This is a genomic window from Desulfosarcina cetonica JCM 12296 (assembly GCF_001311845.1).
In the GTDB taxonomy this organism is placed as follows: domain Bacteria; phylum Desulfobacterota; class Desulfobacteria; order Desulfobacterales; family Desulfosarcinaceae; genus Desulfosarcina; species Desulfosarcina cetonica.
In genome coordinates, this window is sequence record NZ_BBCC01000048.1 from 20,807 (window position 1) to 33,650 (window position 12,844).

The 12,844-nt window shown below is 54.2% G+C and carries 16 protein-coding genes and 1 tRNA gene; 8 read left to right on the top strand and 9 right to left on the bottom strand.

The annotated features are described in order from the left end of the window. Positions 1-18: 18 nt before the first annotated feature. Positions 19-1,608 carry a PilT/PilU family type 4a pilus ATPase gene (locus JCM12296_RS12900; RefSeq protein WP_054693540.1) on the bottom strand — a complete coding sequence of 530 codons (1,590 nt, stop codon included), beginning with the start codon at positions 1,606-1,608 and terminating at the stop codon, positions 19-21. A 257-nt stretch (positions 1,609-1,865) separates the two neighbouring features. Here JCM12296_RS12900 and JCM12296_RS12905 point away from each other — a divergent pair, with 257 nt between their 5' ends. The 3 genes from JCM12296_RS12905 (at position 1,866) to JCM12296_RS47480 (ending at position 4,121) form a co-directional block, all read left to right on the top strand. Beyond that, complete coding sequence (locus JCM12296_RS12905; protein ID WP_054693543.1) at positions 1,866-2,663, top strand: sulfite exporter TauE/SafE family protein; 798 nt, start codon at positions 1,866-1,868, stop codon at positions 2,661-2,663. Between the two features lie 187 nt (positions 2,664-2,850). Next, positions 2,851-3,585 (top strand): hypothetical protein, encoded by a 735-nt coding sequence (locus tag JCM12296_RS47475; RefSeq protein WP_281492001.1) that lies wholly within the window; start codon positions 2,851-2,853, stop codon positions 3,583-3,585. Continuing rightward, positions 3,546-4,121: a hypothetical protein gene (locus JCM12296_RS47480; protein ID WP_281492002.1), complete on the top strand. Its 576-nt coding sequence runs from the start codon at positions 3,546-3,548 to the stop codon at positions 4,119-4,121. The genes JCM12296_RS47475 and JCM12296_RS47480 overlap by 40 nt, the downstream gene beginning before the upstream one ends. Positions 4,122-4,248: 127 nt before the next feature. Here JCM12296_RS47480 and JCM12296_RS12915 read toward each other — a convergent pair whose 3' ends face one another. Both JCM12296_RS12915 and JCM12296_RS12920 read right to left on the bottom strand, forming a co-directional pair. Further along, complete coding sequence (locus JCM12296_RS12915) at positions 4,249-4,722, bottom strand: RNA polymerase sigma factor (protein ID WP_157067579.1); 474 nt, start codon at positions 4,720-4,722, stop codon at positions 4,249-4,251. Continuing rightward, the gene (locus tag JCM12296_RS12920; protein ID WP_172683885.1) at positions 4,704-5,129 is read right to left on the bottom strand and encodes an RNA polymerase sigma factor; all 426 of its coding nucleotides are present in this window, start codon (positions 5,127-5,129) and stop codon (positions 4,704-4,706) included. Before JCM12296_RS12920 ends, JCM12296_RS12915 begins: the two co-directional genes overlap by 19 nt. Positions 5,130-5,554: 425 nt before the next feature. Between JCM12296_RS12920 and JCM12296_RS12925 the strand changes: the two genes are divergently transcribed. Continuing rightward, positions 5,555-6,046 (top strand): DUF3795 domain-containing protein, encoded by a 492-nt coding sequence (locus JCM12296_RS12925; protein WP_054693551.1) that lies wholly within the window; start codon positions 5,555-5,557, stop codon positions 6,044-6,046. Positions 6,047-6,468: 422 nt separating this feature from the next. Here the strand turns inward: JCM12296_RS12925 and JCM12296_RS12930 are convergent, their stop codons facing one another. From JCM12296_RS12930 to JCM12296_RS12940, 3 genes are all read right to left on the bottom strand, one after another. Further along, the gene (locus JCM12296_RS12930) at positions 6,469-8,433 is read right to left on the bottom strand and encodes an AAA family ATPase (RefSeq protein ID WP_054693554.1); all 1,965 of its coding nucleotides are present in this window, start codon (positions 8,431-8,433) and stop codon (positions 6,469-6,471) included. 244 nt (positions 8,434-8,677) lie between these two features. Further along, a complete protein-coding gene (locus tag JCM12296_RS41790; RefSeq protein WP_054693557.1) occupies positions 8,678-9,085 on the bottom strand; it encodes a hypothetical protein in 408 nt (135 codons plus the stop codon). A 264-nt stretch (positions 9,086-9,349) separates the two neighbouring features. Continuing rightward, a complete protein-coding gene (locus JCM12296_RS12940) occupies positions 9,350-9,793 on the bottom strand; it encodes an Lrp/AsnC family transcriptional regulator (protein WP_054693561.1) in 444 nt (147 codons plus the stop codon). A gap of 273 nt (positions 9,794-10,066) precedes the next feature. On the opposite strand from JCM12296_RS12940, the gene JCM12296_RS12945 reads away from it, so the two are divergent. From JCM12296_RS12945 to JCM12296_RS12955, 4 genes are read left to right on the top strand one after another with little or no spacing between them, the layout of a single operon-like run. Continuing rightward, the gene (locus tag JCM12296_RS12945) at positions 10,067-10,558 is read left to right on the top strand and encodes an AzlC family ABC transporter permease (protein ID WP_246804254.1); all 492 of its coding nucleotides are present in this window, start codon (positions 10,067-10,069) and stop codon (positions 10,556-10,558) included. Continuing rightward, the gene (locus JCM12296_RS44425; protein ID WP_246804256.1) at positions 10,540-10,737 is read left to right on the top strand and encodes a hypothetical protein; all 198 of its coding nucleotides are present in this window, start codon (positions 10,540-10,542) and stop codon (positions 10,735-10,737) included. Before JCM12296_RS12945 ends, JCM12296_RS44425 begins: the two co-directional genes overlap by 19 nt. Continuing rightward, entirely contained in the window at positions 10,730-11,062 is a 333-nt protein-coding gene (locus JCM12296_RS12950; protein WP_054693563.1) for an AzlD domain-containing protein, read from the top strand. Before JCM12296_RS44425 ends, JCM12296_RS12950 begins: the two co-directional genes overlap by 8 nt. Before the next feature lie 22 nt (positions 11,063-11,084). Then, a complete protein-coding gene (locus tag JCM12296_RS12955; RefSeq protein WP_157067581.1) occupies positions 11,085-11,555 on the top strand; it encodes a thioesterase family protein in 471 nt (156 codons plus the stop codon). Positions 11,556-11,680: 125 nt separating this feature from the next. Here JCM12296_RS12955 and JCM12296_RS12960 read toward each other — a convergent pair. The 3 genes from JCM12296_RS12960 to JCM12296_RS39830 all read right to left on the bottom strand — a co-directional run. Beyond that, a tRNA-Val gene (locus tag JCM12296_RS12960) sits at positions 11,681-11,755 on the bottom strand. 80 nt (positions 11,756-11,835) lie between these two features. Beyond that, positions 11,836-12,399: a CDP-alcohol phosphatidyltransferase family protein gene (locus tag JCM12296_RS12965; RefSeq protein ID WP_054693568.1), complete on the bottom strand. Its 564-nt coding sequence runs from the start codon at positions 12,397-12,399 to the stop codon at positions 11,836-11,838. A gap of 9 nt (positions 12,400-12,408) precedes the next feature. After that, on the bottom strand, positions 12,409-12,844 hold a 436-nt coding region (locus JCM12296_RS39830), incomplete at its 5' end, for a hypothetical protein (protein ID WP_172683886.1).

The window sequence follows — 12,844 nt, forward strand, 5'->3', positions numbered from 1 at the left end:
CCATCCCGGATCTTCTTTCTATTTTTTGTTCGGCGCCTGAACCAGCCCGCGGAAAAAACTGTCATCCTCACAGTGGTTCAAACCGTCCTCAACCCGAACCAGATCTTTTTTGACCAGTTGGGACAGCGCGATGTCGATGCTGGCGAAGTCGTCACTGCCGGTCTGCATCTGGGTCCGGACCTGATGGGTCTTGCCTTCGCGGATAAATCCCTTCATGCGATGGCTGTTGATAAAGTATTCCAGCGCCAACACCCGGCCCCTGCCGTCTTTACGCGTCACCAGCCGCTGGGACAGGGAGATCAGGAGCGACTCGGCCAGGGTCATGCGGATCAGGTTCTGTTCAAAAGGCTCGAACATATTGACGACCCGTTCGATAATCGAGGTGGAATTGTCCGAGTGAACCGTCGACAGAACCAAATGCCCCGAATTGGCCGCCTGGAGAGCAATGCGAAATGTATCCTTGTCGCGCATCTCGCCAACGACGATGACGTCCGGGGAATGACGCAGCACATGGCGCATGCCCTGGTCAAAGGAGGCCACATCGCGGCCCACTTCACGTTGGCTGATATTGCTCTTCTTGTGTTTATGCAGAAACTCCACCGGATCTTCCATGGTGATGATATTGCAGCCCCGGGACGAATTAATGATATCCACCAGGGCTGACAGGGTGGTGGTCTTTCCGTGGCCCGCCGGGCTGGAGACCAGAATCAAGCCCTGGGAACGCAGGGCAAACTTGGTGATCCATTCCGGCAGATTCAATTCGGCAAGGGGGGGCATCTGATCGGCGATCGGTCGGATGGTGATGGCCACAGACCCCCGCTGGCGATAAACCGCCACCCGGAAACGGCCCAGTTCCGACGAACTGACCGTGAAGTCGTGATCCGTCTTCTTTAAAAAAGCCTGCCACTGATCATCGGAAAACATCTCCCGGGCGTAACGAATGCAATCCTCGGGGGTAAGCGCCGGAATGGCCAGCCGCTTCAATGTGTTTCCCACCTTGATGGATGGCGGGGAACCGGCGGTAAAGATCATGTCGTCGGCGCCCGCCTTCCTCAGATAGCGCAACAGGGACATCAGGTTGGGGGATTTTTCGCCTTTTTCGATCTCCACCATTTCCGCCAAGGCCTTACCGCACAAGCCGTTGTCGGGATTGGTGGTGATGCTGCGGATGGCGCTGTCAAGCATGTAGGCGGGCGCCACCACCGGCTGGATCTTTTTGCCGATGGAAAACTCAAGCTCGCTGATGGTGGTAAAATCCTGGGGGTTGACCATCGCCAAAACCAGATTCTGGCCATCCAGGGCAATCGGCAAAACCCGTTTGGTAACCATTTTCTCCACCGGCAACAGATGCAGCACCGTTTTGTCAATGTTGCGTTGATAGAGATTCACCCCCGGAACCCCAAACTTTCGGCTGAGCAGGTCCAGAAGGTCGTCGATGGCCACGAATCCCATTTCGATCATGATCGAACCCAGTTTTCCCCCCACTTGGACCTGCCGGTGGAGCACCTGCTGGAGTTGCTCGGCGCTGATGAGGCCATCGTCAAGAAGCTGTTCACCAATCCGCCGTTTTTTCGTTCTCTGATCCTGGAAGGTCGATTCCGTAATCATAATGGAAATGCTCCTTTAATCTGTCTTCATGATGCCCAACCGTCGTCGAGCCCTAATGTTGATTTTTTCGGGGAAAATTTTTCGCGCAACACGGATATCGGACGAATTGGCTATTTCTAAAAGAAAGAATGAAATCCAAATACGGTTGCCCTGATCTGGATCCTCGATCCCCTTGTGGGCGTCCCGTAAACGTGATACGGGTCGCTTCGGTTCGACATTTGTCCGCCCATTCCTGTTTTGATCCACGGAGACCGTTTATGACGACAATTTTGCTGATGTATATGCTGGTCGGCGCGGTGGCCGGCATTCTGGCCGGCCTTCTCGGCATCGGTGGCGGACTGGTGATCGTCCCCATGCTGGTATTCTGTTTTGTCCGTCAAGGAATTCCCGATGCCATGATCATGCACCTGGCCCTTGGGACCTCACTGGCCAGCATCATGTTCACCGCGGTGTCCAGCTTCCGGGCACACCATAAACGCGGCGCGGTGCACTGGGATATCGTACGCAAAATCCTTATCGGCATCTTCACCGGCACCTTTATCGGGAGTTGCATTGCCGCCCAACTTTCCACACGATTCCTCAAAGGCTTTTTCGTCGCGTTCCTCTATTACGTCGCCGTCCAGATGCTAACCAACAAAAAGCCCAAACCCTCCCGCCAGATTCCCGGATACACGGGCATGTTCGGCGTCGGCAACGTGATCGGGATCGTTTCCAGCCTGGTGGGCATCGGCGGGGGAACGCTTTCCGTACCGTTCATGCTATGGTGCAATATACCCGTCCACCACGCCATCGGCACATCGGCGGCCATCGGCTTTCCCATCGCCATCGCCGGTACGGTGGGATATATCTATAATGGTCTCAAAGCCACGGATCTGCCCCTTTATTCCCTCGGCTATATTTATTTGCCGGCCTTGGTGGGCATTGTCCTGACCAGTGTCCTGACGGCGCCCCTGGGCGTTCGCTTGGCCCACAGCCTGCCGGTGAACCGGTTGAAACGGGTGTTTGCCATCTTGCTGCTGATGGTCGGAACCCGGATGTTGATCAGCGTTCTCTGAGGTTTCGCGCCGACGGACCGGGCTGTTTTTAGCGAGGGGATGGCATTTCAGGTGGAATCATGAATGTTCTTGACAAAGCTACCGTTCCCGAATAGTTAGATCTACTTGATATTTTTATTCCTGCCTGGCTATTCATCTGTGCAAATACAGATTGCGAAAATCAAACAAGTGAAAGGAGAGAGAACACATGTCTAAACTCATTCCCCCCCATGGTGGCAAAGGCTTGACCGTTTGTCTGCTCGAAGGCGCCGAAAGAGAAGCTGAACTGAAGAAGGCTGCCGGCCTGAAGCAGGTTGAGATCTCCCCCCGCGTCAAAGGTGACCTGATCATGATCGGTATCGGTGGTTTCAGCCCCCTGACCGGTTTCATGACCAAAGCGGATTGGAAAGGCGTTTGCGAAAACTTCCTGATGGCCGACGGTACCTTCTGGCCGGTCCCCGTGTGCATGGACGTAACCAAGGAAGACGCCGATGCCATCGCCATCGGTGACGAGGTTGCCCTGTTTGATCCCAAAGGCCAGGAAATCATGGCCACCATGAAAGTTACCGAAAAATTCGAGATGAGCGACGCCGACAAGACCTGGGAATGCGAGAAGGTCTTCATGGGCGAAGGCACCCCGACCGCCGAGGAATTCTGGAAGATCGCCAAAGAAGATCATCCTGGCGTCCAGATGGTCATGTCCCAGAAAGCGGTCAACCTGGCCGGCCCGGTCAAGGTCCTCAGCGAAGGTAACTACCCGACCAAGTACGCTGGCGTCTACCATCGTCCGGCCGAATCCCGCAAGTTGTTCGAAGATCGTGGATGGAGCGAAGTGGCCGCCCTGCAGCTGCGCAACCCCATGCATCGTTCCCATGAGTACCTGTGTAAGATCGCCGTGGAAGTATGCGACGCGTCTACATCCACTCCTTGGTCGGCAACCTGAAACCGGGCGACATTCCCGCCGAAGTCCGCGTGAAATGCATCGACGCCCTGGTGAAAAACTACTTCGTCGAGCAGAACGTCATTCAGGGCGGGTATCCCCTGGATATGCGCTATGCCGGCCCCCGTGAAGGCCTCCTGCATGCCGCCTTCCGCCAGAACTATGGCTGCTCCAAGATGATCATCGGCCGTGACCATGCCGGCGTGGGTGACTTCTACGGCATGTTCGAAGCCCAGACCATCTTCGACAAAATCCCGACCCCGGGCGAAGGCAAAGGCCTGCTCTGCCAACCGCTGAAAATCGACTGGACCTTCTACTGCTACAAGTGTGACGGCATGGCCTCCCTGAGAACCTGCCCCCACGCCAAGGAAGATCGCGTACTGCTTTCCGGCACCATGCTGCGCAAGATGCTCTCCGAAGGCGGCGACCTTCCCGATCACTTTGGCCGCGACGAAGTTGTCGCCATCCTGCGTGAGTACTACGAAGGCCTTACCGAAAAGGTCGAGATCAAGACCCACAAGGCAGCCACCGGCAATTAATCGCCAATCCCTGCCATTTTAAAGAAACGAAAAGCGGGATGCACATGGGTGCATCCCGCTTTTTTTATAGTAACCCTACCCCGAGCCCACAATAAGAAGCGGCTGTTAAATCAGGCCAGCGGGCCTGCTATTTTTGAAAACCACAATCATCCGCCAGAACGCGAAATTTCTTTTCACTTACCATGCCCTTGATCCGTTCTGAAATCTCTTGCGGGTGCCGGCTCTCCGGATATGCTTTGAACAGGGTCGCGACCCGATTCAATTCATCCAATTCTCTGAGGCAATCCTTTAGCCATTCGTTGGTCTGTGTTTTGTCTTCTGCCTTCATAAACACCGGCCGATCCCGTCGGATCCATCGATTTTGCAGGTGGTTGGCCAATATGCCAGAGCAAGAACATCGATTGGCGCCATCAAACAGACCGCAATGATGGGCTAAAAAATTCTTCAAATGCCCGCGCGCCCTGGAAATCCGCTTCCTGAAAGCGGCCGGGCTGATATTCAAAATATAAGCCCCCTCCCGGCTGGAGACATCCATGACAACCCCCAGAATGAAAGCCAGCCGATGGGGGCGATCCATGGCCGTCAGCAAGGCTGGGTGCATCGAAGACGGACTTCGATTTCAAGCATCTTCGATGGCGCGGCCGGCGGATTGGCCAACCAACCCTTTGCTTCCGCTTGATCCACGAGTCGGACGGCTTTTTCCCAGTTCATCTCGAACCGCTCCATCCGGCTTTTCCGTACCGTGTTCAAATGGTTGGCGGCAACACGGTATACCCACGCCTGGAAAGCCCCCTCGAATCGAAACGTTTTCAGATTGGAAATCACTTTGATCAAAATATCCTGGGTGGCGTCCTTGGCGTCTTCCGGGTGAGAAAGCATCCGTAGGGCCAAATAATAAATTCTATCCCGGAACTGCAGAACGATTTCCTCGACAGCGTCGCTGGATCCCTCAATCGCTTGATGGACCACCTCGGCGATCGGTCCTTGGCTTATTTTCTTTTTATCCATTTGCCGATTCTGTTTTCTGTAAAAGATATAGCCTTTAAGATAATGTTTTTGGCAAGGCCAGAGGGAGAAAGCTGTATAAACAATACCGCGACGACCGATAACGCAGCCCAAAAACATTATCTTGAATGCTATAGAAGATGCGGCCCAACCTCGGGCCTGAGATAATTACAGACACAAAAGATACAGGCTTGTGACCGGAAAAATACCCAATGCCCGATATTTTTTTCGGTCACAACTGGCGCAACAAACAGTCATTAACATAGGGTGACGCAGTGAATAATGTCGTTCACGGGTATTTTCCTTTGGAAAACAAAAAAACGTAACCAACGGAAAAAAGGATCCTGGGAAAACCCAGCTTGACCCCAAAAACCAATACGCTGAAACGTATAGCAGCATGAAATCAAATCATCAGGAAGGAAACCATTATGCCGATAAATCCGAATTTCGTTGCCCCTTGCGGGCTGTATTGCGGTGTCTGCGCCATCCATATCGCCGAACGGGATAACAATGAAAAGTTTAAACAACGCCTGGTAAACCTTTACCAGGGCAATGTCGACGGCAAAGGCACGCTCCCCAACAGTCAACACCTGACCACGCAAGATATCAAATGCGGTGGCTGTCTATCCGATGACACCTTCATGCACTGCCGTCAATGTGAAATCAGGCGCTGCACGGAGGAAAAAGGCTTCTCGGGATGCCATGAATGCGACGATTTCCCATGCGCCCACATCGATCATTTTTCCATGACTGTCGGGAAAAAAGTCATTTTGCGAGCCATCCCCTACTGGCGGGAGGTCGGAACCGAGAAATGGATACAAGACGAAGAAGCCCGTTATGTTTGCCCGAATTGCGGGAACACCCTATTCAGAGGCGTTATGCGCTGCAACCGGTGTAAAACGGAAGTTGATCTTGACTGAATGGCAAGCCGCGCATCGGCTTGTTCCAAACAGGAACTGTCTACGATGCCTTAAAAAAGAGCATCAACGACTGATAGTACTGCTTTGCGGTCGATTTGGCTTCCAGGCCGCGGCTGAAATACTTTTTTGCGCCTCTTGGTAATCGGGTCGTTCCAATAACAGAAGGAAACAGTGTTCTCCAAATTGGGACCGCCTTCGTGGAAAGTGGTTTGGAAAGCGCCGTTGGGATGAATCAAGCCTTCCCAGCAGAGCTTTGCCCAACTTTTAGAGAATGCCCTATCAATTAAAGCTTGTTCAAAGACCTTTACTTATAATCTGATGGACTTATTCCCTCCCGGCTTTTTTTGCGATCCGCTGCAAAAGCATGGTTAGGTACCGGGCATCACTGCGGCCTGCCGAATCACAAAGGCTCACATCCCCCCTCATCTCAGCAGAGAGTTGAGATGCTTGAACGCCGTTTCGAAGCGTTCCTTGGTGGTATCCGACACCTGCGGCCAGAGCGTGGCCACATTCTCCGAGAAATACCGCGCGGGCCTGTAGTGGCCGAACGTGCCGGATTTGAAAGGATTGGCTTCGAGATAAGCTTCGATAGCGCGCAACACGCGCGGCTCCTTGGCATTCAGCGTCGCCGGATCAATAGGCGTCTTCAGTTGCTTGGCGAACTCGGCATTGACAAGGGTAACGTAGAAATCGCGCTCGAACATATCCTCTACGTCAGCTTCGCTCTTGCCGGCGAAATCACCGTAGGTAGTGACCTGCTTCTTCTTGAGCAGTTTCTTCTTGTATAGGTCTTCGATAAGCGCACGGTCGCTGTTCTGGATATCAAGAAGGGTGGCAACGTTTAGGCCCTTCTGTGGGGCCAACAATGCGACAAAGGCTGGAACCTTGCCACTTCCGCCCACCGGCGTAACAACCCAGCTTTCCGAAAGCCCGGTACGCCCCTCGCGCTCAAGCTGCGCGGAAACGGCCTGCAGGTATAGCATGTCGGCTGGACCTTCGACAACCAGCGAATTGGGGCCGATAAAGAGCGTCTGCTGAATCTCATAGCCGAGCGCGCCTTGCAGCGGGAACAAACTGTCGTCGGTTGCGTCGAACACGTTGGACAGCACCTTTGTGCCATCCTGATCCTTGGGAAGCTGTTCCTTCGCGTCTATTCCCAAATCCTGCACGATCAGCACTCGATTGAATCTCGTTGGATCGATCATGAAGGGCGAATGGGTGGTGTAGAGAAGCTGGTGGGCCGACAACTCGGCGTCGAAATACCGCAGAAGATCGGCCTGCGCGCGCCCATGCAATGACAGGCCTGGCTCGTCGAGCAACAAAATCACGTTCTGCTTCTGGCGCTTGATGTCTTCATACCATGCGAGGAACGAGAAGAACCAGACAAAGCCACGCGAGCGCGTGCCCAGTAGCGTATGCGCCCAATGCACAGTATCGTATACCTCGCCCCAGACGTTGATGCCCTGCCGCATGTCGGGTGGGTCCTCGGCTTTGGCGTCGCGCACATCGAAGCGCATCTGGATGTGCTTGTTCTGAGACCAGTATTTGACGATCCGCCCAGTCAGGTGATTTCCGGCTCCTTCGAGTTTATTCTTGAGTTCGGTCGTGTTATTTGCCGCGACAAGCTTCCGGTGGTCGAGCCGTGCCAGGTTGATGAGACCGATGAGCGGGTAATCGGAATCCTCAAGCTTCTTGGCGTCCTCGCGCGCGATCAGAGCGTTGAGATTGGCCTGTCCCTTCATCTGGTAATATTCGTCGAAATATAGATACTTCGGCGCACGCGGCCAAATTAGGGAATTGAAAATGTAAAAGGATAGGTCCTTTTCGCGGACCTTTGCTACCGTTCCCTTGAGCGCATTGACCGCTTCAGTGGCTTCCGTTGCATCCAGCGCAGCAGAAAAGGCGTTCCAGTCCGAAACCCCATTGAGCGTCTCTTTGAGTTCGTCCGGCAGCGCAGGATTATCGGTTAGATATTTGCGTGCGGCGGTATCGTCGACGGACAGGACAAACTTGCTGTTGTTTTTGCCGTAATATGTTTTGCGCTCGAAAGTCTTGCTCTTGAGAACCTTGGGGCCAAAGACCTCCGCTATGACCTCCAAGTCGCCGTCCTCCAGTTCGTAGATTGACTCCACGACTACGGCTTCTTCGCGATCTTTGTTCTCGACCTCGAAACGGTAGTCCTCGACTTCCCTCTTGGGATAGTCATAGGTTTCATCGAAATCGGCGTGCTCAGCAATGATCGGATTTGTGCGGTAGAGCGCCGTAAGAAGCGCAGTTTTCCCGGCCTCGTTTTTCCCGACAAGGCAAGTCACCCGATTGTCGACCTTGACGGGGCCAGAATCCCAAATGCTCCTGAACTCGCGGACCCTGAACTCTTTCAGCTTCATCGTGGATGCTTCCTCCTGTGATTAAAAGGCCGGGGTGACCGGCGAATTTGCCCTGATAACGGGCACGGATGTGGCTGGTTATCGGGGTAAATCCACCGGTTGACTCTGTGGTCATCAGGCGGATGCGAAGCCTGACCAACCATTGATTGTCAAGCAAATTTTCACTAAAACAATATCGCATTCCCCCATTAAGCCGACCGAAAGGATACTGACCGGCATGGCGCCATGATTGTCTCCTTCCCCCCTACTCATACTTGGGAATAAACAGCCGGATCGCCACCGCAGGGAAAGCCAGTTTCATGGTGTCTCCGATGCGGCGGCAGCCGGCGATGAAACAACACACCCGGTTTCGCTTACCCGTCTTGTATGTATCCTTCACAGCCCAAATCACGCCGATCGCATTATCGACGAACCAGGCTATTTCCGGGATGCGCTTGAAAATGATTTCTTTTGGATCAATGGAAAATTCGCAATTGCCGAATTTGGAGATGCAGGCAACGATCATGCTTTTAGTGACGAACACGTCACAGTAGCCGTCCAGGAACCGGCTTTTGCGAACGAGGCCCGGTGTGGAACTTGTGATGCGGGAATCTGGAACGAAGTGGATCAGCTCCCCGTTCGCGTCGATTTTTTGGATCTTGCTTTTGAACAACCTTGTCGAGCTCGGCACGCAGGAGGCCCTTAACCTCCCGCAAGTGTTCCTTATCGATGTCTTCAATTTTATTTAAAATTTAGACCATCTCTTTCGCCTATGCGTCATTAACAAAACGAAGCAACGGTTACAAGTGAATAAGCAGAAACAAACAGGAGGAACCGCATTTGGATCGATTTCTATTTGTCGCGGTCAAGGACCGCTCCTACGCGTTTTTGAAATATGGCGGCTGTTCAATAGTGGCCTTCGTTGCACGACGTCATCTCAATAAATCGATTTAACTTCCGCCAGGACAAACGAACTGCGGGTGGCGGAAACACCTTTGGTATTGAATACGTCCTGAAGGACGACCTGGGAATAATGCTGCATATCCCGGGCGACGATTTCCAGCATCAGGTCGACGTCGCCGGAAACGGCAAAGACGCTGACGACGCCCTCGATTTTCGCCAAGTGATCCGCGACTTCCTCCCAGCCCACGGCTCCATCGCGGATCACCCCGCAATAGGCACGAACGGAAAGGCCCAGCTTTTGCCGATCGGTGAGCGCCCGATAACCGACAATGACCCCTTTCTTTTCGAGTCGCGAGATCCGCCGCGAGCAACTGGAATGGGATAGGTTGACCTGCCCGGCAATATCGAGGTTGGACAGCCGTCCATTGGTCTGAAGCGCCGCAATGATTTTCCTGTCGTAATCGTCAAGTTTGATCATCTAAGCCTGGTCATCTAAGTTAGATCATCTGCAAAACTTTTGCATGTAGGGTCATCCAACCCAATCTCTCAGAATGAAATTAACATTAAAGCCAATAATAAGCAAATATTTTGCATAATTTCTCACAATGCATTAAATAATTGCAATTATTTGTTTACCTGTGTAGGTTTTCATTCATTGGCAATGAACCACTTTCAACCTGTTTCGTGCCCAAGGGTTCCACACATGACATCTGATTCCATTGCAGCAAACGATTCTTTTTTCAAGGATGGCTTGAGCGCAGGATGGCCCATCTGTCTGGGCTACCTGCCCATCGGAATGGCCTTCGGGGTTCTGGCCCAGAAGGCGGGTCTCACACCGGTTCAAATCGGCCTGATGTCCCTTCTGGTGTTCGCCGGCAGTTCCCAATTCATCGCCGTCTCCATGATTTCCGCCGGGGCCTCGGCAGCGGCCATCATCACCACCACCTTTGTGGTCAATATGCGCCATGTATTGATGAGTTCCGCCCTTGCCGTTTATTTAAGGTCCGCGCACCGGGGATTGCTCGCCCTCTACGCCTATGGTGTGACCGACGAAAGTTTTGCCGTCAACCTCCCCCGATTCAATGCCCACGAGTGGAGCCTTGGGCGAGCCATGGTGGTCAACCACGCGGCCAACCTCACCTGGTTCTTCAGCACCGTGGCCGGCGGCATCGGTGGCCGGTTTATCCCCGAGGGTGCCCTGGGCATCGATTACGCCTCATCGCCATGTTCATCTGCCTGCTGATCTACCAGATCAGAAAATGGATTCACCTGCTCACCGCCGTCATCGCCGGCATCGCCGCCGTGGGCCTGGCGTTGGCGATCCCGGGCAACACCTATATCGTCATCGCTTCCGTGATGGCCGCCACGATTGGCGTGATCATCCAACGCATAGTCATGCGAAGGAAAACGAACCATGGCTGATTACCTGACGCTGCTCGTGGGCATGGGCCTGGTGACCTACCTGCCCCGCTGGATACCGCTGCATTACCTTTCCCGGCGATCCCTTCCGGATTGGTTCGTCCAATGGTTGGAACTGATTCCGGCAGCCATTTTGAGCGCACTGCTGTTGCCGGTTCTGGTTCTCGGTGAAGGCCCGCGTCACATCGATTTTCTGCGTCCCGAGTTGTGGGTGGCGCTGCCCACGTTCGCCTTCGCCTGGCGGACACGCTCGTTGGGAGGAACGGTGGTGGTGGGAATGCTGTTATTTTGGTTATCGGAAAAGGTAGCCGTGCTCTGGTTTACTTGAATGAATGACGGGAATGGCAATTATGGTAGTGACCGAAGAAGATAAAAAACGATTTTTCAGGCGGATCAGCCTGCTCTTTGAGGAGCAGCTACCCTTTAACCGCCTGCTGGGTATGCGCGTGGCGTCGGTGGCGGAGGATCAGGCGTCGGTTATCTTTGACCGGCGCGACGATTTGATCGGCAACGTGTTTCACCAGACCCTGCACGGCGGCGTGATTTCCTCCGTGCTGGACACCGTGGGTGGGTTGACGGCCCTGGCCAGCCTGGTGGAACGGGCCGCCGGCCTGCCCGAGGAAAAGCTGGTGGCTATTTTTTCGCGGACGGGGACCATCGATATCCGGGTGGACTATCTGCGGCCTGGCAGGGGCGACCGATTTACCGGCAATGCCTGGATCATGCGATCCGGTCGCAAAGTGGCCGTGACCCGCATGGAGCTGCATGCCGACAGCGGTTTGCTGGTGGCCGTGGGAACGGGTACCTACATGGTCGGATAGAATCCGGCCGCCGCATGTGGCCCAACCCATCAAGCCAACCAATACTTCCGAGATTGTCCATTCCGAGAAAACAAAAAGCCCGGGTACATTTTTAGGATGTTGTACCCAGGCTTTTCGCTTGTAAGTGGTAGGCACGATTGGATTTGAACCAACGACCTCTTCCGTGTCAGGGAAGCGCTCTCCCCCTGAGCTACGTGCCTACATGATTTACATGAAGTGAGCTTGATATCACCCGGCCAATGGACTGTCAAGTCAAATGGAAGCGATCCGGAACAAAATTTCAATCCTCCGGCTGCTGCAGGATCTGCATGCCGATCCAGATATAGTGCAGGCCGGAAATGACGGTCAATCCAGCCACGATCCAGACCAACATTGGCAGCAATAGGCGCGCTGCCGGCAATTCGAAAGCCAGCAGGAAGATCATCACGGTGACCAGTTGAGCGCCAGTGGTCCATTTGCTGATCAGGCTGGGTCGAATGCGATAATTTTTCTGCGTTATCGTGAAAATCGCGATCCCGATGACGATCAGAATGTCGCGGGAAAGCACAATCACCGATAGCCAGGTCGGAACGATCCCCAGATAGGCCAGGCAAACGTATGCCGAAATAAGCAGGGCTTTATCCGCCACCGGGTCCAAATAGGCCCCCAGCACCGTGCGCTGATTGAAAAGACGCGCGATGAGGCCGTCCAAACCGTCACTGATACCCGCCAGGACAAACACCCATACGGCTGGCCGCAGTTGGCCCCGCAGCAGAAGGATGATAAACAGCGGCGTCAGCAACAGCCGGGAGAGCGTCAACAGGTTAGGAATATTGATGGTCGTATGGGTTCGCGTGTTGGGCATGGTCTGGAATCACGGCTGGCGCAGCAGCAGGCGAACGGTGTCATCGGCCACGCTTTCGAGGTCGATACCAAAGTCGGTGGAGCGGATCTGTGACAATGCGTCCGCCAGCGCGCGCGGTGTGCCATCATAATTGACCACCAGCACGGATTGGTCACCGGTCATCTCCTTCAATCGCAGTTCCTTGACCTCGGGCAGTGCGGCGATGGCCGTTCGCAGGCGCACCAAGCCGACGATCTGGCCGTTGATGCCATCGATCACCAAGGTAATCAGCGAGCGAGCGCCCTGCCCTTGCTGCCAGCCAGCCAGGATCTGCCGTTCCAGATCGTCTGCCGCAGCCGAACCGGCGCTGGCCAGGACCTTCCGCCCGGCTTGCCGGACGCCAGCCCAGAAGCCGTTTCCGCGTGCTGACGGGAATGTCCCAGGGAGTTTCCGCTGTGCACATCCA

Bases quoted from the DNA above. Each gene is read 5' to 3' on its own strand.
- JCM12296_RS44425 (WP_246804256.1), top strand. From the start codon at position 10,540: ATGTTCATCTGCCTGCTGATCTACCAGATCAGAAAATGGATTCACCTG.
- JCM12296_RS47475 (WP_281492001.1), top strand. From the start codon at position 2,851: ATGTCTAAACTCATTCCCCCCCATGGTGGCAAAGGCTTGACCGTTTGT.
- JCM12296_RS12925 (WP_054693551.1), top strand. From the start codon at position 5,555: ATGCCGATAAATCCGAATTTCGTTGCCCCTTGCGGGCTGTATTGCGGT.
- JCM12296_RS12965 (WP_054693568.1), bottom strand. From the start codon at position 12,399: ATGCCCAACACGCGAACCCATACGACCATCAATATTCCTAACCTGTTG.
- JCM12296_RS12905 (WP_054693543.1), top strand. From the start codon at position 1,866: ATGACGACAATTTTGCTGATGTATATGCTGGTCGGCGCGGTGGCCGGC.
- JCM12296_RS12920 (WP_172683885.1), bottom strand. From the start codon at position 5,129: ATGGATAAAAAGAAAATAAGCCAAGGACCGATCGCCGAGGTGGTCCAT.
- JCM12296_RS12900 (WP_054693540.1), bottom strand. From the start codon at position 1,608: ATGATTACGGAATCGACCTTCCAGGATCAGAGAACGAAAAAACGGCGG.
- JCM12296_RS12955 (WP_157067581.1), top strand. From the start codon at position 11,085: ATGGTAGTGACCGAAGAAGATAAAAAACGATTTTTCAGGCGGATCAGC.
- JCM12296_RS12915 (WP_157067579.1), bottom strand. From the start codon at position 4,722: ATGCACCCAGCCTTGCTGACGGCCATGGATCGCCCCCATCGGCTGGCT.
- JCM12296_RS12950 (WP_054693563.1), top strand. From the start codon at position 10,730: ATGGCTGATTACCTGACGCTGCTCGTGGGCATGGGCCTGGTGACCTAC.
- JCM12296_RS47480 (WP_281492002.1), top strand. From the start codon at position 3,546: ATGCGACGCGTCTACATCCACTCCTTGGTCGGCAACCTGAAACCGGGC.
- JCM12296_RS12930 (WP_054693554.1), bottom strand. From the start codon at position 8,433: ATGAAGCTGAAAGAGTTCAGGGTCCGCGAGTTCAGGAGCATTTGGGAT.
- JCM12296_RS12940 (WP_054693561.1), bottom strand. From the start codon at position 9,793: ATGATCAAACTTGACGATTACGACAGGAAAATCATTGCGGCGCTTCAG.